General features: G+C 42.6%; 34 protein-coding genes. 20 read left to right on the top strand and 14 right to left on the bottom strand.

Going from position 1 to position 25,236, the window contains the following annotated elements; all coding sequences use genetic code 11:
- Positions 1-8: 8 nt before the first annotated feature.
- The 14 genes from AAEY72_RS00765 to AAEY72_RS00700 form a co-directional block, all read right to left on the bottom strand.
- Complete coding sequence (locus tag AAEY72_RS00765; RefSeq protein ID WP_352309064.1) at positions 9-2,303, bottom strand: VgrG-related protein; 2,295 nt, start codon at positions 2,301-2,303, stop codon at positions 9-11.
- Positions 2,304-2,498: 195 nt separating this feature from the next.
- Positions 2,499-3,374, bottom strand: a complete 876-nt coding sequence (locus AAEY72_RS00760; RefSeq protein WP_352309063.1) for a hypothetical protein — start codon at positions 3,372-3,374, stop codon at positions 2,499-2,501.
- On the bottom strand, positions 3,367-4,104 hold the full coding sequence (locus tag AAEY72_RS00755) for a helix-turn-helix transcriptional regulator (protein WP_352309062.1): 738 nt from the start codon (positions 4,102-4,104) through the stop codon (positions 3,367-3,369). Before AAEY72_RS00755 ends, AAEY72_RS00760 begins: the two co-directional genes overlap by 8 nt.
- 159 nt (positions 4,105-4,263) lie before the next feature.
- Positions 4,264-4,491, bottom strand: coding sequence for a hypothetical protein (locus AAEY72_RS00750; protein ID WP_352309061.1), 228 nt, complete (start codon positions 4,489-4,491; stop codon positions 4,264-4,266).
- Positions 4,488-5,084, bottom strand: a complete 597-nt coding sequence (locus tag AAEY72_RS00745; RefSeq protein ID WP_352309060.1) for a hypothetical protein — start codon at positions 5,082-5,084, stop codon at positions 4,488-4,490. Before AAEY72_RS00745 ends, AAEY72_RS00750 begins: the two co-directional genes overlap by 4 nt.
- Positions 5,085-5,169: 85 nt before the next feature.
- Positions 5,170-5,646: a DUF1064 domain-containing protein gene (locus AAEY72_RS00740; RefSeq protein ID WP_352309059.1), complete on the bottom strand. Its 477-nt coding sequence runs from the start codon at positions 5,644-5,646 to the stop codon at positions 5,170-5,172.
- A gap of 20 nt (positions 5,647-5,666) precedes the next feature.
- On the bottom strand, positions 5,667-5,993 hold the full coding sequence (locus tag AAEY72_RS00735; protein ID WP_352309058.1) for a hypothetical protein: 327 nt from the start codon (positions 5,991-5,993) through the stop codon (positions 5,667-5,669).
- Positions 5,959-6,117 (bottom strand): hypothetical protein, encoded by a 159-nt coding sequence (locus AAEY72_RS00730; RefSeq protein WP_352309057.1) that lies wholly within the window; start codon positions 6,115-6,117, stop codon positions 5,959-5,961. The genes AAEY72_RS00735 and AAEY72_RS00730 overlap by 35 nt, the downstream gene beginning before the upstream one ends.
- A 4-nt stretch (positions 6,118-6,121) precedes the next feature.
- A complete protein-coding gene (locus AAEY72_RS00725; RefSeq protein ID WP_352309056.1) occupies positions 6,122-6,406 on the bottom strand; it encodes a hypothetical protein in 285 nt (94 codons plus the stop codon).
- Positions 6,403-6,909 (bottom strand): DNA N-6-adenine-methyltransferase, encoded by a 507-nt coding sequence (locus AAEY72_RS00720; protein WP_352309055.1) that lies wholly within the window; start codon positions 6,907-6,909, stop codon positions 6,403-6,405. The genes AAEY72_RS00725 and AAEY72_RS00720 overlap by 4 nt, the downstream gene beginning before the upstream one ends.
- 68 nt (positions 6,910-6,977) lie before the next feature.
- The gene (locus AAEY72_RS00715) at positions 6,978-7,868 is read right to left on the bottom strand and encodes an ATP-binding protein (protein ID WP_352309054.1); all 891 of its coding nucleotides are present in this window, start codon (positions 7,866-7,868) and stop codon (positions 6,978-6,980) included.
- Complete coding sequence (locus tag AAEY72_RS00710) at positions 7,865-8,824, bottom strand: helix-turn-helix domain-containing protein (RefSeq protein ID WP_352309053.1); 960 nt, start codon at positions 8,822-8,824, stop codon at positions 7,865-7,867. Before AAEY72_RS00710 ends, AAEY72_RS00715 begins: the two co-directional genes overlap by 4 nt.
- Positions 8,825-8,973: 149 nt before the next feature.
- Entirely contained in the window at positions 8,974-9,729 is a 756-nt protein-coding gene (locus tag AAEY72_RS00705) for a hypothetical protein (RefSeq protein WP_352309052.1), read from the bottom strand.
- A gap of 19 nt (positions 9,730-9,748) precedes the next feature.
- Positions 9,749-9,997 (bottom strand): hypothetical protein, encoded by a 249-nt coding sequence (locus AAEY72_RS00700; protein ID WP_352309051.1) that lies wholly within the window; start codon positions 9,995-9,997, stop codon positions 9,749-9,751.
- Positions 9,998-10,154: 157 nt separating this feature from the next.
- Between AAEY72_RS00700 and AAEY72_RS00695 the strand changes: the two genes are divergently transcribed.
- The 20 genes from AAEY72_RS00695 to AAEY72_RS00600 all read left to right on the top strand — a co-directional run bounded on the left by AAEY72_RS00695 (position 10,155) and on the right by AAEY72_RS00600 (position 25,236).
- Complete coding sequence (locus AAEY72_RS00695) at positions 10,155-10,850, top strand: XRE family transcriptional regulator (RefSeq protein ID WP_352309050.1); 696 nt, start codon at positions 10,155-10,157, stop codon at positions 10,848-10,850.
- A 285-nt stretch (positions 10,851-11,135) separates the two neighbouring features.
- On the top strand, positions 11,136-11,465 hold the full coding sequence (locus AAEY72_RS00690) for a DUF6283 family protein (protein WP_352309049.1): 330 nt from the start codon (positions 11,136-11,138) through the stop codon (positions 11,463-11,465).
- 67 nt (positions 11,466-11,532) lie between these two features.
- Positions 11,533-11,751 (top strand): hypothetical protein, encoded by a 219-nt coding sequence (locus AAEY72_RS00685; RefSeq protein WP_352309048.1) that lies wholly within the window; start codon positions 11,533-11,535, stop codon positions 11,749-11,751.
- An 11-nt stretch (positions 11,752-11,762) separates the two neighbouring features.
- Positions 11,763-11,966 (top strand): hypothetical protein, encoded by a 204-nt coding sequence (locus AAEY72_RS00680; protein ID WP_352309047.1) that lies wholly within the window; start codon positions 11,763-11,765, stop codon positions 11,964-11,966.
- Positions 11,967-11,978: 12 nt separating this feature from the next.
- On the top strand, positions 11,979-12,386 hold the full coding sequence (locus tag AAEY72_RS00675; RefSeq protein ID WP_352309045.1) for a hypothetical protein: 408 nt from the start codon (positions 11,979-11,981) through the stop codon (positions 12,384-12,386).
- Positions 12,387-12,457: 71 nt separating this feature from the next.
- Positions 12,458-12,958, top strand: coding sequence for a hypothetical protein (locus AAEY72_RS00670; RefSeq protein WP_352309044.1), 501 nt, complete (start codon positions 12,458-12,460; stop codon positions 12,956-12,958).
- On the top strand, positions 12,955-13,161 hold the full coding sequence (locus AAEY72_RS00665) for a hypothetical protein (RefSeq protein WP_352309043.1): 207 nt from the start codon (positions 12,955-12,957) through the stop codon (positions 13,159-13,161). The genes AAEY72_RS00670 and AAEY72_RS00665 overlap by 4 nt, the downstream gene beginning before the upstream one ends.
- Positions 13,161-13,958, top strand: a complete 798-nt coding sequence (locus AAEY72_RS00660) for an ERF family protein (protein WP_352309042.1) — start codon at positions 13,161-13,163, stop codon at positions 13,956-13,958. The genes AAEY72_RS00665 and AAEY72_RS00660 overlap by 1 nt, the downstream gene beginning before the upstream one ends.
- A gap of 60 nt (positions 13,959-14,018) precedes the next feature.
- Positions 14,019-14,678, top strand: a complete 660-nt coding sequence (gene ssb, locus AAEY72_RS00655; protein WP_352309041.1) for a single-stranded DNA-binding protein — start codon at positions 14,019-14,021, stop codon at positions 14,676-14,678.
- A gap of 18 nt (positions 14,679-14,696) precedes the next feature.
- The gene (locus AAEY72_RS00650) at positions 14,697-15,029 is read left to right on the top strand and encodes a hypothetical protein (protein WP_352309040.1); all 333 of its coding nucleotides are present in this window, start codon (positions 14,697-14,699) and stop codon (positions 15,027-15,029) included.
- 58 nt (positions 15,030-15,087) lie between these two features.
- Positions 15,088-15,459 carry a hypothetical protein gene (locus AAEY72_RS00645; protein WP_352309039.1) on the top strand — a complete coding sequence of 124 codons (372 nt, stop codon included), beginning with the start codon at positions 15,088-15,090 and terminating at the stop codon, positions 15,457-15,459.
- Between the two features lie 67 nt (positions 15,460-15,526).
- Complete coding sequence (locus AAEY72_RS00640) at positions 15,527-15,706, top strand: hypothetical protein (protein ID WP_352309038.1); 180 nt, start codon at positions 15,527-15,529, stop codon at positions 15,704-15,706.
- A 366-nt stretch (positions 15,707-16,072) separates the two neighbouring features.
- Positions 16,073-17,539, top strand: a complete 1,467-nt coding sequence (locus AAEY72_RS00635) for a tyrosine-type recombinase/integrase (RefSeq protein WP_352309037.1) — start codon at positions 16,073-16,075, stop codon at positions 17,537-17,539.
- A 398-nt stretch (positions 17,540-17,937) separates the two neighbouring features.
- The gene (locus AAEY72_RS00630; protein WP_352309036.1) at positions 17,938-18,831 is read left to right on the top strand and encodes a hypothetical protein; all 894 of its coding nucleotides are present in this window, start codon (positions 17,938-17,940) and stop codon (positions 18,829-18,831) included.
- Between the two features lie 129 nt (positions 18,832-18,960).
- Positions 18,961-19,245: a helix-turn-helix transcriptional regulator gene (locus AAEY72_RS00625; protein ID WP_352309035.1), complete on the top strand. Its 285-nt coding sequence runs from the start codon at positions 18,961-18,963 to the stop codon at positions 19,243-19,245.
- A complete protein-coding gene (locus tag AAEY72_RS00620; RefSeq protein WP_352309034.1) occupies positions 19,242-20,666 on the top strand; it encodes a DUF3631 domain-containing protein in 1,425 nt (474 codons plus the stop codon). The genes AAEY72_RS00625 and AAEY72_RS00620 overlap by 4 nt, the downstream gene beginning before the upstream one ends.
- Before the next feature lie 256 nt (positions 20,667-20,922).
- Positions 20,923-21,111: a methylation-associated defense system helix-turn-helix domain-containing protein MAD1 gene (mads1, locus tag AAEY72_RS00615; protein WP_352309033.1), complete on the top strand. Its 189-nt coding sequence runs from the start codon at positions 20,923-20,925 to the stop codon at positions 21,109-21,111.
- Positions 21,112-21,113: 2 nt separating this feature from the next.
- The gene (locus tag AAEY72_RS00610) at positions 21,114-21,497 is read left to right on the top strand and encodes a hypothetical protein (RefSeq protein WP_313974220.1); all 384 of its coding nucleotides are present in this window, start codon (positions 21,114-21,116) and stop codon (positions 21,495-21,497) included.
- Between the two features lie 59 nt (positions 21,498-21,556).
- The gene (locus AAEY72_RS00605) at positions 21,557-23,701 is read left to right on the top strand and encodes an HsdM family class I SAM-dependent methyltransferase (protein WP_352309032.1); all 2,145 of its coding nucleotides are present in this window, start codon (positions 21,557-21,559) and stop codon (positions 23,699-23,701) included.
- On the top strand, positions 23,701-25,236 hold the full coding sequence (locus AAEY72_RS00600; RefSeq protein ID WP_352309031.1) for a restriction endonuclease subunit S: 1,536 nt from the start codon (positions 23,701-23,703) through the stop codon (positions 25,234-25,236). The genes AAEY72_RS00605 and AAEY72_RS00600 overlap by 1 nt, the downstream gene beginning before the upstream one ends.

The raw sequence follows: 25,236 nt of genomic DNA, 5'->3' as shown, positions 1-25,236 counted from the left end.
AAGGGTGCTTAACCGGTAAAACGCCCTTGTCCTAAGCCACCAGTGATAGCATGAGCCAAGTCTCTGTCTGACACATTTTGGTTAATGGTGTCGCTACTGGACTGCATGATCATCGGCTTGTTGTCACCGCCGCTGTCTAATCGCTGTCTCATTTTTTGAGCAACCGGTAACTTAAGCGTGGGGATGGATGGCAAGTTGGCGGGCGCAGAACTAAAGTCATTGACCGTTTTACTGGCAGATGGCTTAAAGATGAGCGGCAACTCACTGGTGGGTGTATTTTGGCTAGGGTTAGTGGCTGTCATACCGCCTAGACTCACGCCTAACGCGCTGTTGTTCAATTTAGCCTTACGACTCACTGAACTGGCATTTTCTTTGCTGGTATCGGCTGGCGTGTTCGGGGTTATGACCTCAGCAACCGTTGAGACTGCCGATTTGAGGGCGGCTTTGACCTCATCTTTTTGTTTTGAGCTACGCGATAAGGCGACTGCATCTTGTGATTCAGCATCATAGCGCTTATCAAGCCCTTTCATGACCGATGGCTTGACGTTCTTACGAGCATAGGCACGACGGCTTTTGTAAAACGCTTCTATCTGTTGCTCAGCGTTCATGTCAGCAAAGCCTTTTTGACTCGATGCGCTGGCAATGACTTTCTTAATCCCGCCATGCTGAATACTGCCACTAAAAATCGCCTCTTGAACGCCGCGATCATCCATCTTAAAGCCTTTCTCTTTGGCACTTTTGGCGGCGGGTGCGTACCATAACTTCGCGGCGCTTTTATCTTGTGCCTTGCCAAAGTTTTCCCCGTCATTGGCGGCTATGTCCTTCCACTTCTTATTGAACCCGTCGCTGGCTGGTGTAAGCCCGCTAAACTGTTTGGCATAGTCCGGATTGTCTTGAAAGAATTGGTCAAGCCCGCCGGTCTCTGAGTTGAATTGATACTTACCATAAGCCCAGCCCTTATTGTCGGGATTGGCTGAACCAATTTTACCTTCATACTTAGCAGATAATGAGCCTAAACCTTCGTCACCAAAGCCCATGCCATCCATTGCTAGTCCGGCAGCCCCACTCACAAAATCAGCCGCGCCGGTCATCTTGCCTTCAAGCCATGTACTCATCTTGCCAGCGATGCTATCCATACGGGTAAAAAAGGGCTTGATGCCGTTATCCCATGTGTCGCCCATCTTTTTAGGCAAGTTATAGGCGGTAATGGCACTTGTCCAACTCTCAATGTAGGGTGAGGCGGTATTGCCTAACGCCTCACCAGCGCCGCTACCTATCCAGCCACCAATGCCTGCACCTACTAGCCCGCCGATAGCTGTACCGATAACGGGAACCACTGAGCCTACCACTGCCCCGCCAGCCGCACCTGCTGCCATGCCAGCAACCATGCCGCCCTGCTTGCCAACCCCAGCGGCTTTCTCTTGGTCGGTCATGTCGCCCCAGTTAGTCGCCAACGAGCCAGCACCAATAGCCGCGCCGATGTAAGGCAGTTTTTTGCCCAAAAAGCCCGTCAGTCTGCCTAGTAAGCCGCCGCCACGACGACCACGACCACCGCCCAGCAAGCTACCCAGTAAGCCACCGCCCAGTCCACGACCACCACCACCACCACCACGCTGTTTTCTAATGGCTTTCCAAATCTTATCTAGCAGTTTGACGTTTTCGTTATTGTGGCGGGTTTGATCATTGGGCAATGGCTCACGGCGTTTTAATGCCTTCAATTTTGAGACGCTAAACTTAACGCCACGGGCTGCCAGCTTAGTGCCGCGCCCTAATGGAGATAGTAGCTCTTTAGCCTCTCGCATACTGTCAAGCACGGGGTCAACGCCGCTGGTGTTTATGTTGCCGTGTCCTAAGCCTTTAAAAGATGATGAGCCGTCCTTACTACTACCGGATAAGAACCGTCCTTGTGCGTCACGTTCACTACTAGCACCAGTGCTGTTTCGATCAGCGCCACTGGTCGATGAGCGCTGGCGGGCACGTTCGTTCGGATTGATACTATTGCGGCTGATGGTTGAGCGGTTGCCGGACTCACTATTACGCGCATTAAGTGGCGCGGGCTGCCCTTGTCGTGGACTGCTTGGCAAGTGAATACGGTTAGCACTTAAGGTACTTTGCTGGCGGGCTTGATGGTTTGATTTTTGGATAGACCGTGTTAATTCACTCATGCGAGTATTGGCTATCTGATTTTGGCTCTTAAGTATCTGCACGATTTCTTGGGTATCGTCATGAACGTTATCAATACCTTTGCTCATGCGGTCAATACCCACGATAAAGCCGCTGCTATCGTAGTCTAGGATGGTCATAATACGTGCCTTACGTTGTCTGTTTAGGTCACTTAGTATGTCACTTCTAACCGATGCGGCGGCTCAGGGGTTCCCTGCTGGGTATGCAAGGGGTTTGTCATTGTTTTTAGGCGATAGTGCGTGTCATAATTACGGGGTTAATTGGTAGTCGCCCAGCAATTCTGTTGGGCGGCTTTTTAATGTCTATCGTTTGGGTCAATCGTCCAGTGACGTGTAATCGATATCGTCATAATCCTCGTCGTCACCCTCATAACCCTCATCATCTTCAAGGTTCGGATCAGTGGCGCGTCCAAAGTTGGGGTCATCCTCTCTTTCCTTCAAACGTGCCAGCCTAGCCATCAATAGCGGTTGTTTTAACGCACGGGCGGCGTCTTCCTCCTCACTGATATTACCAAAGCTATCAAGCGCACCCATTCGACGCTCACGGTCGGACTGGGTAAAGTCGTCAGGCGTGATACCGCAAAGTGGCATTTCAATCTCGGCAATCAATTTGATGGAACGGGACAGCTTATCGACGGTCGTTGCCAAGGCGTCTGAGATCACAATGGCTTTTTGTATTTGTTCGCCGTCTTCACTGTCCATGTGCTGTATAACGCTCAAAGCAACCTTCAAGCCCTCATCCGTCAATTCTCCTACTTGTGCAACACGCTTACGGGATTTAATGATGATAGCGGCGCGTTGCTTCTCATTCATGATAATCGTGTCGGTAATTTCCGTTAGTGTGGGACTTTTTGGTTCCAAGTGAGGGCTTGGTTCCAATATTTGTGCTCTATTGGTTGTTGAGGGAACCACTTTTAAAACTGAGTCATTTTGGTTCCGGTTTTCCGTGCTTTCCGCTTGTTTTGGTTCCAATTTTTGCCGTGCTCTTTTGGCGTTGGCCTGCTTAACGTCCTTTGACTTTTCCCAGTCCTCTTTCTTGCGGCGCTTGCTAATCGTGCCGTTTGATTTTGGGGCAAGCTCACCAAAACTAATCGTCAGTTGCTCAATCAAATCACGGTCACTAATCTTGGCGGTGTTTTCCCATATCAGCTTAGCGGCTGCCCATACATCGTCAGCGGTGGCCTTACTCATAAGATACCCCTATAAAACGGGCGTCATCTTCCTTGCCAGCACCGACAATCATATTGTCTACCACATCCATCATGTCAGGACACGGCAACGCCATTGAATATTGGTAAGGCTCATCGCGCTCTCTGATTAAACGATGCCCGTCCAACTTATCCATGCGCTCCATAATCTGTACCATCTGAGTCTCAACCTTCTTAGACTGGAGGGTCTTTTTGGTTTCGATCACTCGCATAACTTGCATTACATCATTAGTGGCACGTCCGACGACTGGGCTAACGTCACGTTCTGAATACTCTGATTTAACGGCATGGCATAGGGCTTTTGAGCGGTCTACTAGCGCTTCATGATCACTCTTACAAATAACCTTCATGTGCTCAATCAGCACCTCAGAAAATTTGGTAGTGACGGTTTCAATGAGGTTGTGGGATAACGAGACAATGTGATTCGCCGTACCTGCCAACATGTCAATTTCCGGCTCACATGATAGACCACAGATATAATCGACGGACTGACCATAGATACGCTGGAATACTAATAGGTCAACCACGCTCAAATCTTTTTTGCCGTTCTCAATTTCACTGATACGGTTGCTGCGGGTCGATACGCCCCATATCTCTTGCATCACGTCTTTTTGAGTCATACCCGCGTTCTTACGTGCTGCTTTTAAGTTTGCGCCCATGATGACGTTAATTTTTTTTAAGTCGCGCTTGGTATAACCTGTTTGCTTAGCCACTAATTTATCCCCTGAGCCTATGACGTTGTAAGTACGGATTAATCCTTATACAATCAATACATGGGCTGCTCTGCTCATCCATCGCTTAACCAAAGTACCTTTGCGTCAACATCGGTACTTTTTTATTGCCTATCTTTTAGCGACTGCCTTTTAATACTTTCATTGATACTTAGCCTGCCTTCTATTTTGTGCGGTCGCTCTAATCGCATTAATGATCATCAAGCCTGCAATAATAATAGCGATGACTATAAAAATATTATCCGCGTATTTAAAGTAGTCATCCAACCGTGAATGAATAATAATAGCGACCATTTGCACCATGAATAACGTTATAAAATAGAACGGGTTTTTGGGTGGTCGATTAAAAAATGTGGTTGCTGTATTCATGCGTGAGCCTCATTAACAAAGTTGTCATAGTCTGATTTTAAAACGGGTTTCCAATTACTAATAATAACGGTGGTGGCTTTAATGTTTAAGTCACGACTTAGATCATGTTTGATAAAGCGTTCTAGCATTGGAATACTGAATAACTCGCCAGCATCAACACGTATAAAAATACAGCCCTTGTTGTAACTGTTTTTACGGCGGGTACTATAGTCGTAGGTCACATAAAAGTAGCGGATAGGGTCGATGGCTTTGGCTGCTGGCATGAGTGGCACGGCGGCGGGCATGGGTTTAAAGCTATCGGCAAAATGACTGATATTGCAAACGACTACGCCGACACTGTATTCCGTCATATAACTCACAACCGGCTCACCGTCTATGTTTTCAATGTCGTATATTTCAATGATGAAGTCTGGTGTCTTTTTGCTTACCCATAAACTACCGATAAATTCATCACGGGTGATTGCCAATAACTCAATCATATGTTTTCTTTTTTTGATTTTATTACTGGTCTCTATGATTAATGCTTCTAAATGACCGTTATTCATTGACTGATAGTTATAGTCTGAAATAATCGGTTTATTTTTATTGCTCATTGTTTATATTCCATAGGTTTAAAACATTTTCTATTTATGTTGTTGGTTGTCAGCGTGGCGACTCTGTTGGTGGTCGGTTGGTCGGTTATTTGCGGCGCTTCCTTTTTGGTTTGGCTGGTGCGAAAGTTTCGTAAATCTCAATGCTGTAAACGTCAAACATCATTTTTGCTTTATCGATATAGCTTTGTGTGCGTTTGCCCTTAAAATCTTCAACCACTTCTTTGCCGGTGGCGGTATCGGTATAAACAAAATCGGCAATGTATCTCAATGCTTGGACTTTCTTGCCAGCTTCGTTCATGCGGGCGGGAACGAGCGTGTAAGGCACTTGTAAGCGTAAGTCTTCGATTGTGCCAATACGTTCTGCGTCTTTTAATACTAGGTAGCGGTCGCCCTCGCCCATGCTATGAAACTTAATACCGTTATAGATCACAATTTTGTTGTTGTACTTGCTCTTACTTTTAACGGGTGCGGTGCTGTATAAATCGGCCAGTTTCTTACTATTCAAAGTTGCCGCTGGGGTTTTCATCAAGTCATCCCACTTAATACGCGGTGATTTAGCCATAATTTGTAGCTCCTTGCTGTTTAAATGGTTCTGACACCCACTTGTACCGTATCTAGTCTCAAATCGCTTAGGTGGTCGCTGCTGTTGCCGTATAAATCCCATCGGCGCGGGTCATTGAGTCTCACGCCGTCCACTTCCATGTAGCTGCATGAATAGCGGTTCCATTCGTTGCTACGAGACATACCAATGCAAAGCTCGCCCGCTTGCGTCAGTGCCATGTTATTAAAACGGGTCTGAGCGTTGGTCTTATGCTGAGCGGCGTTCTGTTTTAATTGCTCAAAGCGGTGTTCGTCGAGTGTCATGCCAGCGTTATCACTCACTAGGTTTTGCAACAATGTTTTGCTCATAGTCGCTATCGGTCATCACGTCTTTTTTACCATCCGTATAAATTACGGTGTTCTCATTTGGGCGAAAGATAATAGCGTCCACGTCCTGCTTGGTATTCTTGTTGATCAGCAATATGTTAATCATGCGGTTATTCCTCTATGACCGTCCATTGGCTGTCATCACCCATGAACACCTTGTAATCAGCGGCGCTCAATTCATAAAAGTTGGTGACTTCAAAGTCGGTGGCAATCGTCCATGATGCGGCGGCGGTGGCTAATATCTCGTCATAACTAAGCTGGGTTGGCTGCTCAAATAAGAAGGTGTCACCAAACGACCTTACCCAGTCCTTATGACTGCCCCACGGTAAAAACACCTCAACCAGTGCGACAAAATATCTATCGACTGGCGTATTACCGCCCTCTATGACTCTCATATCGCCACTTTTTGCGTCATGACACTATCGGTCAAGTCGATATAGCAACCGGCGATGCCAATGTTCTTTAAAAATTCAGCGTTGTCTTTACCGTAAGCAATGAGCACTGACGGTGCGCCAGCGGTTCCACCTCTGATGCCATCCACTGAATAAAATCTGAGGCGTCCTTTAAAAAAGAAGATGGCGCTGGCTTTATTCCATATCGACTCAAAAAACATTTTGGTCTCAGTACGGGCGTAAACCAGTGCCACACAATCGCCATGATCGGCGCATTTATTCAGCCATTTCTTGGTCTCTGTACCATAAGGCGGGTTACAGAACACACGACCAGCCCATTCTTTATGAAAACCGTCGTCAGCAACCGTGTAGTGATTGGCGGCGGTATCCCACGGTCTACCAATAGGACTGCATGGGTCTAGGTCAAAATCACCCAGCATTGCTAGAATGTCAGGCGGCGTTAGCCACTCATCTTTTTGGTCTTCACGCTCAAAACTTACGTCCATGCTTATTGCCTTAATTAAATTGATTGTCTAGCAGGTTTGGTGATTGATGATTGAACGTGCCAGCACCGTTAAAGCTCTAACAGTTGGCTGGTCACTTCGCGGTAGCTTTCCCACACGCAGTTGATTGATACAAGGTTCTGACGGATGCGGTCGCTGCCACGGTGTCCGAGCTGCTCGTAAAACTCATCCGGCGATAGGTTGGTGGTGATAATGGTTGGCAGCCCTTTTTGATAGCGGCGGTCGATGAGCGCGGATAAAGTCTCACGGTCGGCGTCACTGGCTTTCTCACTGAACCCTGTGTCCGCTTCACCCACTTCATCAATGACCAATACCGCTGCACGGCTGAGCATATCGAGGTAGGCTTTTTTAGTGACTGGTGAATTGTGTTTCCATGTGTCTTTAATTTCTTGTTGGATTTGTTCTGAGCGCTTGAATAGGACGGTCATACTTGGACGGTAGGCACGTCTAACAATCTCGTTGGCTATGAGGCAAGCCAGTTTGGTTTTTCCTGTACCTGTGCTACCACTGAGTAAGATATTGGCGTGTCCTTTGGCATAGGACTTGGCATACGACTCAGCAAAGGCAATGATTTTGTCTTGGCGGGCTTGGATATCGTCACTGCCACCGACTGACCAGCTAGAGAAATCGGCGTTGATGTGTTCAATCGGCATATCGATGTTGTTTAATAACTGACGGCGTCCTGCGATAAACTTGTTGCGGCGCTCATCAAGATCTGACTTGCATTTTGGGCAACCGGTCTCGCCAGCGTCATAAGCGCGTTGGCTGATTTTCCAAGTGTGCTTACCGTGTGCAACGCAATCGGCTTTAATCTCATGTAGCGTTATGTCTGCTGGTATCTGAGCCATTAGCTGAGAGAGTGACTTGCCATGATGGGCGGTATGAAATGAGCTTAGGTTAGCGGGCGTTGGTGCGCGTCTGTCTAGTGTCTGAGTATTCATAGGTCTATCACTCCTTGACTGTTGGCTGTGAACATGGCTGGTAAGTCGTCATCGTCATTGGTGGCTGCCGTGTCTCTGAACCATCCTGCTTTTTGCTCATCGGTCATTGGTGTGCTAGATACACCCCATGTGTCATTCACTGCTAGTGGGTCGCTTGTGGTGCGTTTACTGTTGGCTGGTTTGCTTTGCTTGACTTTGACGGCGGCGGCTTTAATCAACTTAGCCTCAATCTGTTCAGTAGAACGTATGGCAATCTCTATCGTGTTATGTCCTTCACTGATATGCCAGTCATCGGTCGCTACAAACGTCATTGCCTCTGTTATCTGCTCAACGGTAAAACCATCATTCAATCTTGCGTTGATATGTTTAAGACGTTTATCTGATGCGGTAATTCTTTGACCTGATAGCTCTAGCCATTTACTGAAAAGTAAGTTGATAGTTTCTGTTCGTTCAATCTTTTTAATTTCTTTAGCGGTTAATGTTTTTTCAACTGTCTCAGCCACCCCTAAATCCCTGATAGTTTCCTTGATAGGTTTAGTGATAGGTTCATTGATAGGTTTGGGTGCATCTGCTGCACTAGGTGGTGCATCTGCTGCACTACCTAATGGTGCATCTGCTGCACTAGGTGGTGCATCTACTGCACTAGGGGTGGGTGGTGCATCTGCTGCACTAGGTATCACACCCTTATCCAAAGTTAGGTGATAAATATTGCTATAATTCTTTTGAGCTTCGGGGTTGTAGCGTCTTTCTATCCATAAAAAGTTATTAACCTCTAACCATTTGATATGAGTAATAACAGAACGTCTGACAATCTCGCATGACTTAGCTATAGACTCATAACTAGGCCAGCAAGCGCCGTCGTCGTTAGCTTGGTCAGCAAGTTTTATCAGCACCATCTTTCTAAGTGGATTACCCACTTTAATATCGAAAACCTGTGCGACTAATTTAAAGCTCATATTGGTAACCCCAATTTTTTATTATTATTCGTTACTACTAAGTTATTCATTACCACTAAGTTATTCATGTGCTATAATTCCTTTGTTGATTATCTTTGTTTGGCTAATTGATACGAAGCCCACCTTGTCCGTGGGCTTTTCTACGTCTGCTATATTTGTGTGTCATCAACGCTGGCAAGACCATTAGCGACACTAGGTAGCACCCAGCCTCGCAATACAGTCTCACGCCTGCTGTTCTTAACTGAACAGATGGGCATGCCAGCCTTACGCATAAGAGTGATTGCCTGAGTAACCGAAAATTTGGAACCGTCACTATTGCTAAGACTGATTAAATAGCCCTCCTCGAAAATAGGGCGTAGCAGCAATACTATTGCCGCATAGTTGGTGGTATTCGTGCCATTGATAATGCCTTTGACGCGCTTTAGGTTGTCAATCGCCCATATCGATACGGCTTTATCTGCCGTAACCGAGCTTCCGCTAGTATTGATAGCAACAATATCAAGTCCATCTGCCCGCAATACCTCAATATCCTCTCTAGCCGTTTTGCACTCATTGGCTTTCTCAGGATTAGACTTATACCCGCCAGCAATAAGCCGGTTGCGAATATCTGTGCGTCTTTTAGTCGCATTGTGAGTCAATATATTGTTTTGGTAACGGATCGCTTTGGTTTGCTTGATAGAGATTGATTTTGCCTTGGACTTAGCCACAACGATTTTGTTTTCTTCACGTTGGGCATCAAAATGTCGCTTATGGCTGAGTGACGCTTTAAGTTTTGACTTGATGGCGATTTGGCGATACGCCTCACAAACTTTCTCAGGATCATTAGTAGGGTCAAGATTGATATAAGTAGGTTTGCGAGGTTGGGTTTTTGACTTGGTGTTTGGTTTGGTGCTTGGTTTGGTCATGATTGGCTCCGGTCGTTGTTCAGGTTTTATTTTTGGGGTTTTTCGATAGCTCTAATAAGCGCTCCCCTAACTCATGTTTAGGCTCCCTTGTGTTACCTAAACGTATTTCTGAAATTGTTGCTTGTGATACGCCACATTTAAGACCTATACCCGTCTGTGTCCAACCTAGACGCTTTAGGCTCTTGAGCAATAATTGCCATTTGGTTATAGGTAACGGTGGCTTGGCGGTTCTAGCGCTATTAGTTGGCTTATGACTACTTACAAGCATTTAATGATTTCCTTTTAAATTATATAATAATACTTTTATTAGGATATAAGTGTAACACAACTCACTTTAAAGTAACTCTATTAAAATAATAAAAGTATTATTGTATTTTGTCTGCTATATTCATCATTCAACAAGGGTCATACCTAATGAGGTAAATATGCAATTAGCAAGCGATAAAGTTAAGACTTTAGGAGAACGTATTAAAGAAGAACGTAAGAGTCGTGGATGGTCTCAGAAGGTGCTGGGTGACAAAGTAGACGTTACGCAAGCGGCGATATCTGAAATTGAACGCGGCGAAACCAAAGAGAGCGGCAAATTAATCGCCATCGCCAAGGCTTTTAATATAGACGTTGAATTACTTACCGACGGACTGGCAGAGGTGTCTTATCGAAAGACAGACATTGAGGACTTGGGTTATGCCGGTAAAGCTGATCCTGTCATCATTCCAAGCTACAACCCTGCGTCTGTTGGCATACCTGACATTGAGCTGAACGAAGTGGCGTTAGTCGAATCTATCCCCTTCTCACGGCTGCTGCTTGAACACTATGAGTTACCAAGCTCACATTGCCTTGCGGTATTAGAATTAAGCACCTCTGGCATGGAACCGACCATGAGCGATCGTCAGTTGATGATAGTTGATGTGTCTGATAAAGAACCAAAGAGTTCTCGCGTTTATTTACTGTGCCTTGATAATAAGCTATTCGTTAAACGCCTTATCTACACACCGGTTGGCTGGCTATTAAAGTCGGATAACAAAGATAAAGACATGTACCCTGACTTTTCTATTGACCGCTCAGGAATGGAAAGTTTGAACATTCAAGGTCGCATCGTATGGCGAGGCGGTACACTCTAAAAAATAACTAATATCTAAAACCAAAATAATAAAAGCCGCTTATGTTAAGCGGCTTTTTCGTGCGTGTTGCTTTTATTATTCACTAATAGTATTAGATACTTATCTATACAATCACTTGTTTATAATATAAGTTTGTTGATGTGAGTTTGACTTATAATAAAAGTTTACTTATAATACAGTCTCAATCAAGCGATAAAATATAAGCAGAAAATCGAGAAACGGCGAGTTATCGATAAGTTATTTAACACCCTAAAGTGAAAACAGTTAGAAAGTTATAGGCGATTATTGTTGTCAGTCGCCTATTGCTTACCAACTTCTAAAAAGGATTGTGCTATCAAAATTCCATGCGTTAAAAAGCCTTGCAAAGATTGCCCCTTTAGAAAGGACTCAATGCAAGGCTGGCTAGGTGAAGAACGGATGACTGAGCTATTAGGTACTGGCTCATTTGTCTGTCACAAGAACACGAATTTGCAATGTGCTGGTCACATGCTTATTAAAGGCTCGGAAAATCAGTTTGTGAGATTGGCTGAGCAATGGAACGAGGATTTAAAACTTAAAGGTCGAGAGTTGGTGTTTAAGACGGTCGATGAATGTATCGCCCATCACCACTACTAATAAGAGCGTATTTATGACATGCAAGTGTTTAAAAGAGGCGGCGCTAGATATTAAGAACCTTTGCAATATGAAAAAGGAATATCAGCAAAACCCAATAATTGAGGTCAAGTTTAAAGACTTGGTATTCATGGCTGATGACAACGGTATGTTGCAGTCGATGTTAGAAACAAATATCACGATTGAAGTAGAAGGGCGAAAGACACCGAAAAAATCAACGTTCAGTTTTATCTTTTGCCCTTTATGTGGCGTTCGATACAAAGGGGCGTTTGAAAACTTACCGTTTTAATGGACTTTACTATGAATGATTTTGAATGGTTTAAAGAGCAATACGATATCAGCTTGTACGACGGACAAGCGCTTCTTTTTTACCCCGATGGGATGGACAAGCCAGCTATTAAAGGCTTGGTTAAAGGGGTTCGCGGTCAATACGTCAAGGTCAAACTTGAAAGTAAGGCAAAAGCGGTATTCCTGCATCCTACTTGGAATATAACTTACTCATAAAAGGACAAGGTTATGAACAAAAAGTTAATAAGGCTGACAGTATCAGATACCAGTGATCGAAAATGGACTGAGGATTATGAAATCGGCTTGAACGAGGATAGCCAAGCGTGGGCAAAAGATACTATCCAGCATTTCAACGACACCCTAAAAGAAGGTGAAAAACTAAGAACCTTAGAATATGTTGATGAAGTTGGTGATAAGCCTACCCCAATCGTTGATCATGACGCCGAACAAATAAAAAAGTTAAAGGCTTATAGAGCAGTATCAAGCTACACCATAAGCGCCGTTGAAGGTGCGATTGATGAGCTTGTCGATGGTATCCCTAAACAACAAAAGAATGAATTTATCAAACACGCATTAAAAGAGAGACTGGCAATGTTAAAAGCCAGCCTAAAAATTATTGAGAAAGACTACGAATAGCAGACACAAAAAAGCCCCTCACGACTCGATATCAAAGGGGCTTTTACTTACCTAAATAAGCGAGAGCAATTATGTCACACGTATTAAAGTTAATCAATAAAGGTAGCCGTACTGTACCAACGACCTACAAATTTGGTGCTAATGAGCACCTTAATATTCATGCTACTGAAAACTACGCCGATTTAACAGACGCCGTTACCGGTGCTTATATTAGACACATCGGATGGGATGGTTTACGCAATATGAATTACGCGCCAGCCAAGTTGCTGGCAGGTAACACAAGCGACCAACTTTTAAATGCACCGGCTAAGTCTCTTTTAGCAAAATGTGTTAAGTCATCTGTTAAATATCTGTTAGGCGGCTTTACCCTCGCATTGGTGTTATCAGCGGTTGGTAATGTTACCGGCTGTACTGACTACTTGATGAGCCAAGTTGAGCAGGACATAGCCACATCGACCACCTATAAGAGCACGGATCTTGACCAGCAACGCCAAGAATTTACAGAACAAGCCCTATATGCCAATAAACGTATCGCTGAAATGAATTTGTATGCCGCTGGCGGTGTTAAATGAGCCAGTCAGATAAAAGCGGATTAAGCCGGTTCTTAGCGGAGACCTCACCCAGTAATAGAGGTTTACTCAACGCACAGAACAAGCCAGCCAGCACCAATAAAGAGCAAGCAATGATTAATAGGTTGCCCGTGCAAGGCTTTAACAATCCAAGCGACTATCAGCTAGATCAAATCTTTAACGGCGATTTATGGGGTTATAAATAATGAGCAACTTAACGCAAGAAAACTTACCAGCCAACATTGAACCGACCGCTATCAGCCCAGTTGATAAGCAGCCAACAATGCCGACCGCGCCTTGTGTGTTTGGCGCAATCAATGCAGTGCAAGCTGAGTTAGCAAGATTAGGGATTAGTAAAGCCCACACCACGAAGGGCGGCGCTACCTTCAAGTTTCGTGGTATTGATGATGTTTATAACGCCTTAAGCCCTATGTTAGCGCGGCACGGATTAATTATCGCACCACGCTTTAGAGATCGTGAGGTTATTGAGCGCAAGACCAGTAAAGGCAGCATATTGTTTTACACAACGGTTACTGGTGACTTTGAATTTATATCAGCGATGGACGGTAGCAAGCACACGGTAACAACGTTTGGTGAGGCGATGGACAGTGGCGATAAGGGCACAAATAAAGCAATGAGTGTCGCTTATAAGTACGCTTGCTTTCAAGTGTTCGCTATACCAACCGAAGGGGATAATGACCCTGATGGGTATGTCCATCCGCCTATCCAGCCAATGCAGCAGCCATACAACAATCAGCAGCCATACAACAACCAGCAGCAGCAGCAGAACACACCATCGTTACCAGCACCAACACAGTCAATATGTAAAACCGTGGGCAACAAAATGTATGACTCAAGCAGTCGCCGCATCTTCTCACCTGAGCAGTTTGAAACAATGATTGAGCATGTAAAAAGCGGCAACTATCCAAAAAGCATGTTTGCAAACGATGACAAGTATTGCTATAGCGATGAGCAAGCCAACGCCTTAAGAGAATTAAATTAGCTCACCAAATAATTAACCAATTAACAGCCAATTTAGGCAATCAATATTTAAGGAAATATCATGCGCGGTGTTAATAAAGTAATCATTATCGGTAATCTAGGCGCTGATCCTGAGACACGCCAATTCAATAATGGTGGCAGCGTTACCAATATATCGGTCGCTACGTCCGAACAATGGACTGATAAAGAAAGCGGCGAAAAACGAGAGGCAACTGAGTGGCATCGCATCGTCCTATTTAATAGACTGGGTGAGATTGCGGCTCAATACTTGCGTAAAGGCAGCAAGGTATATATCGAAGGCAAATTGCAGACTCGCAAATACGATAAGAACGGCGTTGATACTTATGCCACTGAAATTAAAGCTGAGCAAATGCAAATGCTTGACGGGGCTGGTGACAACAACCCGCAAGGCTACCAACGGAATAACAACCAGCAGATGAACAATCAGCAGCAGAACCAGCAGCAGCAGAACCAGCAGCAGCAGAACAACCAGCAGATGAACAACCAGCAGATGAACAATCAGCAGCAGAACAATCAGCAGCAGAACCAGCAGCAGCAGAACCAGCAGCAGAACAACCAGCAGAACAACCAGCAGCAGCAGCAAAATAACGACCAGCAGTACAAGAATAATCGCAGTAAAGGCAGTACCACCGCGAAAAACGGCGGTGGAACCACAGATGACGATATTCCTTTCGCGCCTCATTTTGATGGTCAACGTTAATAAGAAAGGTAGCGAAAAATGGACACAATATACTTAGTTATTATCACCGTCGTCATGCTTATTATCTCAGCTATTGCGACCGGCACAGTTATCAGTATTAAATTTACTAAAAAGGGCGATCCTGACGACGACCTTAACTTGAACACGTTATCCGCTGAGAGTTTGCTTGAAGTCGTCGCTGGTACACCCTTAAGTGAATTGTTTGGCGAGGGTGATAATGTAGAAATCGTTATTAAAACTAACGGTCATCCTGTCGCTGGCAAAGAGTACGCCGCAACTAAATTGTGCGGTCATGTGAAGCTAACCAATGGCACTGAGCCAAACTTTACACCAAGCGCTCATATTGTATAGCCAGCCAGTCAAGCGGTCTTAAACCCACCGCTTGCCATCAATAAAAGGGATACAGATCATGAATGACTTTTTGCATAGAAACAGAATCTACACTGACGATGAGATAAAAACATTGACAGATGAGCTTGAGGCAATCGATGTTAGCTTGCCAGCCGATAGCAGCTTAGATGATACAACCGAAAGTAAAGATAAGGATCACAGCCATGTCGACCGCCCCATTTTACACGGTAAGGATTTATTACCGCTTGACTGGGAGACTGGCAACATCGCCATGTCATCTACCCACTTTTACATGACCTATAACGATAAGGTCACTGGCTTTACCGTCAAACTTACCAACCGTCTAAATAATGACACTGAGACCGAAAGCGGATTTGATAGTTTAAGAGCGGCTAAAGACTGGATCAAGAATAAGCACTACGGCGATTAATACGCAATGACGGACAATTTATAAACGACACTTATCACAACGACAAATCAATTTAAGGATATTTAATATGACTGGCATTTATTACACCACTAAGGATGTACAATTTCTTTTTAAATGGAAACATGCGGACACGATTAAGAATAGAATAAATAAAGGCAAGTTCCCTGAGCCTCACTTAGAAGGCAGACCTAATAAATGGTTGAAAGTTACTATTGATGCTATGCTTGAAGGTGAGGTCGAAGCGTAGGTTAAGGACGCAAACACGGAGCCACACTCAGGAGTCGAACTTAACCATTTTGGCTTTTGACGGTATCGTTGGCGGTATCCTGTCGTTACAAATTAATAAAAGCTATAAGTATCAATGTATTACGTTATCAGTTTGGGCTTTGGTGGGCGCACCAATCATTGTATTTCCCCATAACCTCGCATTACCTAAAACCCTCTAAACCCCTATCATACCTAGTTATCAGTCTTTATTAAACACTTGTCATTACCTACTAGCACCTCTACAATGTTGTTAAATGCGTTGTTAAATAATATACAACGTCATTTTTTGTTGTTAATGATACAGCGAGGTTGTTGTTAAACCTCTCGACACCTTGAGGTATAAGCCATGACAAGAAAAAAAGACTACCGATTAACTGACGCTGGCGTGAAAGCAATTGCTAAACAGTCCACACCCACCAAAGTCACGCGCCATGGTGATGGCAACAATTTATACCTGATACAACACCCAAATGGCTCATTGTTTTGGCAAATGACCTACCGCTATCAATCCGATAAAGATCTTAAACCCAAGCAAAAAACTTACCAGATTGGCATTTATAAGCCTGCCAAACAAACTATTGATTCTGCCTTTAAACCAGAAGTCTCGCTAAAAGAGGCTCGGCTGGCACGTGATAAAGCTCAGGCGCTACTCAGTGATGGCGTTGATCCAACTGAACATAAAAACTATGAAAAGAATAACTTTGAGCAAAAAGACTTATTTAGAGTTATCGCTAAGAGCTATATTAACGAAAGATCTAGTACCACACCTAAGAACGTTCAAAAACTACATAACTATCTAAATAAGCATATTGCACCGCATATAGGCGACTACCCTATTGCCTCTATAACGGCTCAAGACGTTATCAAAACTGGATTAGCAATCCAAACCTATTTTGAAGAGCGGGGAAAGTGGACAACTGATACTTCACACAAGTGTGTTGCCCTCATTAGCTCAGTTTTTGAGTATGCTATTAATACACTAGGGTACGATATCATCAACATCGCTTATGGTCGCAACAAAGCATTAAGACCTCATAAAGCTGAGCGTATGAAAGCGATTGAGCAGCACCAATTCCCTGAGCTACTGCGCAATATTGATCAATACGGTGCAGACAATCCAAATGCGCATCAACAGACTATAGCTGGCATGCAACTGATGACATTGTGTTTTGTCAGAACGAAAGAGCTAAGGTTTTTTGAGTGGTCAGAGATTGATTATCATAAAAATGTTTGGCGTATCCCAGCACATAAGATGAAAATGCGGCAAGATCACATTATTCCCTTGTCACCACAGGCAATGGCCATTATCGAGCGCATGCGACCTTTGACAGAAAAGACTGGTTACGTATTTTATAACTTTGAGCGTAATAAACCCTATAGCGATGTCTGGTTCAATCAGGCATTAAAACGTATGGGCTATATAGGTGACCCCTATCCTAAAATGACTGGACATGGATTCAGGCAACTTGCTAGTACAGGATTATATGAGTTGCAATTTAGTCAAAATCTTATAGAAATACAGCTAGCCCACCTTGAACAGTCTAGTGTTAAAAAAAGATACGATTTATCTGCACATTTAGCAGAACGGCAGATTATGTTGAACCAATGGGCAAATCATTTAGATGACCTTCGAGCTGGTACTGCTGTCAGTTTTGACTTACTGACGCCAGATGAAATTAAGAGAGAAATGAATAATCGAAATGAGCAGGCTGCCGATATAGCGCTGCATGATAAAGATGTTTTAATAAAGAGTTTACAAGCGCAAGGGGTACCTGATGAGTTATTAGGACAGCTTGTTGATTATATAAAGTAGCACTTAGATAAATCTATTTATCATTTACAGTTTTCTAAAACAATAGATCTCTTACAAAAGCGCCAGTTCATTAACTTCTACTAACACAGTCACAAGGGCTAGCGATGACTTATGTAAGAGATCTAATATAAACTTATTTAACTCGAAGAGCCAGGAGTCTCAATCTAAATAATATCTTTTACTATTTCAGCATTTTAATACTCCAAGATATTGAATAAAGATCATTTTAGAACGTTGAATCTACGTTTCAATTTCAAACCCTACTCTTATTTAATATCGAAATAAGAGTTGCTATATTCAATTATAAAACTTTATATTTATAACTTATAGATTTGCGAGTTTTGCGAGTATTATCTAATAAAATTCAAATTCTCCTAAAGACTAGGATATTTAAAACTATGACTACTGATAAATCCTCTAAGGATAGAGATGAACTTAGTGAAGGACAAGATACTGATATAGTTGCTATGGAAGAAACTATCACTAGCTTGGAAATTAGGAATAATAGTTTAACTATTGCAATCGAGAAAGTCCTTAGTGTACCTACTAATTTTAATATTGCTGAGAGTATGTTACAACATAGCAAATGCTCAGTTTTAGAGAAAGAAAATAATATTATTTTTTTAGCTAATATCGAACAAAAAACTATTTCGTATTGTAAGAAAAATTTCAATTTCAAGTTCGGTTTAGACGATTTTAAAAATTACCCTTTATCTAATGAACACGTAGATGAGTGCAGAGCTACTGGAGAAATTGAGCTTAACTATCGACGACATCGTTATATAGAAAACGCTTTATCCAAATTGTTTTCAGATTTTATTAATAATCCTGAAAACTATGTACCTTTTAGAGCCAAAATCTCTTTATTTCAAGAGTCAGAGATAGACAGACTGAACTCTAATGTAGAGTCTATAGTTGAAGTATATTTGTATAAGACCATTTCAATTCTGGCTTATCGTTTAAAGGCTTATGATGTAGCGCTGATGTATCATGATTTTGTAATGACTACCTATAGTGGGGGTATTATTGAAGTTTCCTACGATAGTGGAGAGTATTTCAAGAGCGAGCAGTCCAAAAAGAATACTAAAGCTGCCAATGTAGGTGCTAAGCCTAAACAAGATTTTAGACGAGAGAAAAAGATAGAGTATTTGAAAATTATGAGAGAAAAAGGATTTTCAACATTTGCTGAAACTGCCACATATATTAAACAGTACATAGACACCGGACCTAAACCTACTTATAGGACAGTCTGTAAATGGTTAAGTGAAGCTAATGAAAATAATTTCTCGTAGGATTACACTGTGCGCGCACAGTGTACATCATGCACGCACAGTGATTTACGTTACTACATAGAACGCATAATATTACTCCATAGCACTACACCACTTCCGGTAACACCAGATGTGCTATGGAGTAAGAAAATGAAATTACATGATAAATTTTTGCGAATGTCAGATCTCGCAAACCAACCTGAGCGCTCAGCTCGCAACTATGTCACTGACTCAGGTCAGAAACGTACCGTTACAGCTCGACCAGGCATCTCTGGCATCACTGGATTTTCATCGAAGCATCTCTACCATCTCATCAAAATTGGCGAGTTTCCTGCTCCTATTAAAATAGGACGGGCTAGTCTTTGGCGCGTATCCGATATTAATGAATGGCTTGATAGTCATACTTCATCTAATAATAAGGAGGCATCATCATGAGTAAACACAACAATGCTACACCTCCTAATCTTGTTGCTGAGCCATTAGCTGACACAATAAAAAAGCCGAACATCCTGCCAGATGCTCAGCTTTCAAAAACTACTACAGATGACATTGACGAGCCATCATCAGTTATTTTACCACAGGAAGATCTAAAAATTAGCTCGGATTTAGCACAGGCTACTATTGATAGACTTGCCACATTATCAGAACTGGAGTATGAACTAGAACGCACTGAAACCGCGAAATCTCTTAATAATATGTCTGTTCGCTCACTTGATAAGTTAGTCAAGAAAGCTAGAGGTAAATTGAAGTCTGAAACCTCAGAAAGTTTGGTTGTTGACATCGAGCCATACGCAGAACCAGTAGCAGACATCGCCTTATTAGCTGACCAAATATCCCAGATATTGGACGATCACATAGCCTGCACTGACGCAGTAAAGACTGCAGCTACACTATGGATAATATTAACCTGGGTTATACCAGTAAGCCATATTTTACCCATAGCTTGGATCAATGCTCCAGAGAAACGCTGCGGTAAAAGTACGCTTTTAACATTAATAAGTCGCATGAGTAAACGGTCATTATCAACGTCAAACATAACAGGATCGGCATTATTCCGCTCAATTGAAAGTTATAAACCAACGCTTTTTATTGACGAGATTGATACTTTTATCAATGATAATGAGGGCATACGAGGCGTATTAAATGCCGGGCATAGTCGCGATAACCCATATATTATACGCTGTGTTGGCGATGATAATGAACCAACAGCATTTAATGTTTATGGTGCGAAAGCGATTTCAGGCATTGGCAAAATCCCTAGCACATTGATAGATCGATCAATACCTCTAACTCTGCGGCGCAAAATGAAAAGTGAGACAAAAAAACGAGTTCGTGATTTACCGCTTAATGTTACTAACATGATTCAATCCCAGCTGGCTAGATGGTCTGATGACAATATGTCAGCAGTTAAAGAGGCTGATCCTGTATTACCGATTTCTATTAATGATCGCGCGCAAGATAATTGGCAGATACTATTTAAAATAGCTATGTTATTAGGTGATGAGTGGTTAGAAAAAGCTCATACATCATGCATGGAGATATCAGGTAGTGATAGCGATGAGCCCAGCTCAAATGAGCAGCTATTATCTGATATTAAAACCGTTTTTAGCCTAAATCAAACTAACAGACTCTTAAGTAGAGATTTATTAACTGAGTTACGTCGAGACCCAGAAATGAGTTGGTCAACATATAATGAGGGCAAAACAATTACACTGCGACAAATTGCAAAAAAACTGAGTGCATTTCGTATATCGTCTAGAGACCTACGAGCATTTGATATTAATGGAAATGAAGTACGAGGCAAGGGCTACGACGTCATTGACTTCAAAGATACTTTTTCGCGTTATCTATCGTAGCGTTTGACTCTATGTCAGATAACTTAAGGTATTAACCATCAGGTATTTTCTAAAATATTGAAGCACGCGTTTCCCTTAAAGCCCGAGATATGTTTAACACATGTCTCGGGCATTTTTTTGTCTAGCTTCATTATTTTTCAAAAATAATGTTAAGACTTGCATGCTCTTAAAAACTGCGGAATTCATTGACACGGCTAGCCGCTAGTATAGACTGTATTTATATGTACTCTTTCGACACAGCTAGGAGCTATTCGTCATGGACAATGAAGTTTTGACTATCAAAGAAGTCGCCGAATATCTTAAGGTGAATGAGCGTACTATTTATCGACTGGCGGCTAGTAATGAGTTACCAGGATTTCGCGTAGGAAATGCTTGGCGTTTTAAACGTAGTGATCTTGATGCTTGGGTGTTAAAACAAATTGAACAACCCACGATCAAGGAATAGCTATGAATCAGGAAACTCAAAACTTACTGCTTAATCAGCTTATCGATCAACTGAAAACGTCAAAAAAATCTGCAGATGACCTCTTTAGTGAACAGCAGGAACTTTGGCATGCTGTAGGTTTTAATCAAGCCCAAGTAGCACTATGGCTAGCATCTTTGCCAGCACGTAATATACTAAACGAACCTAAATCAGCATATCAAACAACCTCGAATATCACAGAGCACATAGCTACTCTATTGCGAAATTCTGGTGGGCGTATGCCTCTCACACAAGTTTTAAAGAAACTACCAGCTGGCACGACTATCACTGAGCAGCAATTACGTAAACTGGCTGAACAAAACCAACAAATAAGTGTCAAAGGACCATTTTTAGTACTTGATACTTAGAATACATTAAACAATCATCTGTGAATCCAAACATCAAACCTTAGGAATTGAAATATCTCATGGCAAAAGACAATAAAATCGACAAACAAGCTCAACTGACTGACCTATTTAATCATCTGGTTAAACAACATCGAAATTTCGACCAACCTGTATTAGAGCTATCATCACACGAGTTTGCCAAAGCAGGCTTAATACAGGGAATGGTAGCAGGCAATCTGACACCACCTGTTATGCTACTAGCGCTGGCAGAAGGTCATTGGGAAAATGCGGCTGATACCGCTAAGTTTGATGATTTAGCCTATACGCTACTCAGTGATACTGACAGTGATTGGCCAGTATTCGCGGTTATCAGCGATGGCACCAATAACCGTATTCTGAGTTTATTTGGTTCTGATGGCTCTGATGGTACCCATGGTGTCGATGTTCTTCCCAGCTTAGAGGAATTAAACAGTTTCGATCGGTTAGAGCGTGATCGCACTTTTCGCTGGTCCATGCGTATCTATACACACCTAATGCACCGCTTCGATGCTTTTCATGAAAGTGTATTTCGTGTCACTAAAGATGATGTCAACGACAAAAACGATATTATCGAAGAAGTGGCCAAGCTGTTATTTTTAGAGAGCTTTCGTATTTACCACCCTGATATTCAATTCACTGATAAACAGGGTAATAAACACCTATTTAGCTCCGTATTTAATTGGCAATATGTGAAAAAAGAAGGTGATAAAGCGGTCAATCTAATCAAAGATGCTTTCAATGAGTTTAAATCACACGAGGATTATATTGTCACCAGTGATGACGGGACAGATAATGCCATCTTTTCAGAAGATACTCATTTAAGGTTGTCCGTATCGAAAAACTATGAGAATTTACTTGAAGCTCTACAAGACCTTGGTCCCGTTATCTATAATGATGGACGCATAGCCAAAGAGCAAGGCACCCTAGGTGATGTCTCTGGCGATCTATTAGGCCGAGTATTCGATGTATTCCTGCGTGCTAACTTTGAGTCCAAAGGCGGCCTAGGTGTCTACCTCACTCCTAACCCGGTCAAACAAGCCATGTTAGAGATAGCCATCAATGATATTGCTAATGACGATGAGGCTATCGCACGCTTATCTAATGGTGACTTCAGATTTTGTGACCCAACCTGTGGCTCATTCGGGTTTGGCTCAGTCGCATTAAGTCAATTAGACCACCTTATCGATACCCAGCTTGGTGGATTAAACGATCATGAGAAAAAAGCGCTAAAGGAAAAACTACGCAATGAAGGCTTTACGGGTGCTGATGCTGCACCGCGTATGGTGATGCTGGCACGGGTCAACATGGCATTGCAAGGCGCTCCAAAAGCTCAAATATTCCATACTAAAAACTCGCTAACTACGGCAGCGCTTAAACCAAATAGTTTTGATCTTATCTGCACTAACCCGCCGTTTGGCACCCCAAAATTCGCCAACAATAAAAATGCACAAGCGTCGAAAAAGACCTATGAAGCTGATATGGAGCAGATACTTGGTGGCTTTCGACCAACAGAACAGGTGGCTGAAAGTTATAACGCCTATTACGACCATCTAAAAATGCGTTGGGACGATACTGGCGACTTATATCTTGATGAAAACGGCAACCCTAAATGGGCAGGCTACCGTACCGACTTACGCCAAACTGGTGGTACTGATAAAAAACCAACTTATAGTTTAGCGCCTTCTACTGATGGCTTGGCACTTGGCAGCAAGCCTGATAGTAAAGGTAATTGGAAGCCCGTCGGTGCGAGCATTGACCCCGCTGTACTATTTATAGACCGCTGCTTGCAACTGTTAAAGCCTGGTGGAAGGCTGATGATTGTGTTACCTGATGGCATACTATGCAACTCAGGTGACCGCTATGTGCGTGAGTACATTATGGGTAAAAAAGATGAGCAGACTGGTGAGTTCGTCGGTGGAAAGGCCATTGTAAAGGCGGTGATATCACTACCTAGTGATTGTTTTAAACTGTCAGGTACTGGTGCGAAGACTTCAATCATGTATTTACAAAAGCGGCGTGCTAGCCCTGACCAGCCCGAGCAGTTCTTACCTGAGCCACAAACTGACGTATTTATGGCAGTGGCTGAAACGTTAGGTTATTTAGTGAAGAACAATATCGAAGACTATAACGCTGGCGTGCCAAATGATTTAGATGTAATCGCTTCTGCTTATAAGCGGGGTGCATAATGGCTCAGTATAATCGTGTTGACTCTACTAGTTTAGAAATCCAGCGCTTAGACGCTGAGTATTATGGAAAAGTATATGTAAACAATGCAGAAAAAATAGATCAATTAAGTAAGTGCTTAACACTTGAAGCTATGAGAGATAAAAACACTCCCATTCGCCGCGGTATTGATATGCCTAATTTCGTTGAAAAGGCTAATTCTCCTTTAATGGTCACAATAGCTTCATTTGATGAACCTGGTATAAACTTTGATCAGTTAAAACGAATTTCATCTGAACAACATGATGCATTCAAAGGTTCGCACATAAAACCTGGAGATCTACTGATAGCAATGGGTGGCTATGCAGGTAAAGCAGCGATTTGCCCTGAAGACACTCCAATTTGTAATATTGGAAGACATACTGCAAGAGTAAAAATTGATCCTTTAGTTGCAGAAACACGATTTATATGGGCTTTTATAGCTTGTAAAATAGGAAAGTTACAGTTCGAGCGTTATATCACCGGGTCCGTTCAAGCTGGTATCAATTTGGAAGATATTAGAAGTATAAAAATACCTGTCACAGAAGTACTAGCCCAAAAATACATTGGAGATAAAGTCCGCCAAGCTGAGCAATTACGTGCTTGGGCTAAAGAACTTAGAGATAGTGTTGACTCACAACTTGATAATCTAAAACTTCCTATTAACGAACCTCCTCAGATGATTAACTTGATGTCTGCTAAGGATATGGAAGATAGATTAGATCCTCGGCCTTATCGTTCACATTATTTAAAACTGACCGAATCTATTGAAAGTATCGATCATGAAAGTATCAGTAAAATAACAACGTTAGCATCGGGTTGCCCTGTATCAAGCAAAGATTTTGTTGAGAACGAAGGCATTCCTCTAGTTCGAATTCGTAATATTGGTTTTGATGATTTCATTGGACTTGATACTGGTATAGGTGAAGACGTCTATCAAGATTCGACAAAATATCATGCTAAAGAAAAAATGATAGTTGTTGGAATGGATGGAATTTTCCGCTCTCAATTTTTTATTGCTGATGAATTACCTATGTTAGTTAACCAAAGGGTTGCAATGCTATCACCTACTAACATTCGAGGAGAGTTACTCACTCATTGGCTGAACCGTCCCGAAGGTCAGATGCAGCTTAATCAATGGGCGGTAAAAACAACCGTTGAACATACTTCATTGTCAGATATCGGACGTATATTGATTCCAAGACTGGACAAAGAGCTTGAAGATCGTTTGGCTGATAATTTACTCAGTGCCCGACTAGCTTATCGCTATTCTAAGTTCTTAACTCAAGTAGCAAAAACCTTAGTCGAAGCCTTAATCGAAGGCCAGCTAACTGAAGAGCAACTGATACAAGCTCAACAAGCACTAGAAGATGGCGATAATACCCTAGATAAGGCCATCTTAAATAAACTCAGTAACGAAGGCTATGCTGTAGAAGGCGCTGTACCACTATTCAGTGATGTAGATGAACTTTATAGCTTACTGGCAAGCGCCAATGCCGCTGCCGACAGTGAGGACTAG

The sequence above is a fragment of the Psychrobacter sp. W2-37-MNA-CIBAN-0211 genome, from assembly GCF_040309405.1.
Taxonomy (GTDB): domain Bacteria; phylum Pseudomonadota; class Gammaproteobacteria; order Pseudomonadales; family Moraxellaceae; genus Psychrobacter; species Psychrobacter glaciei.
This window is presented reverse-complemented; position numbering and strand designations above follow the sequence as displayed.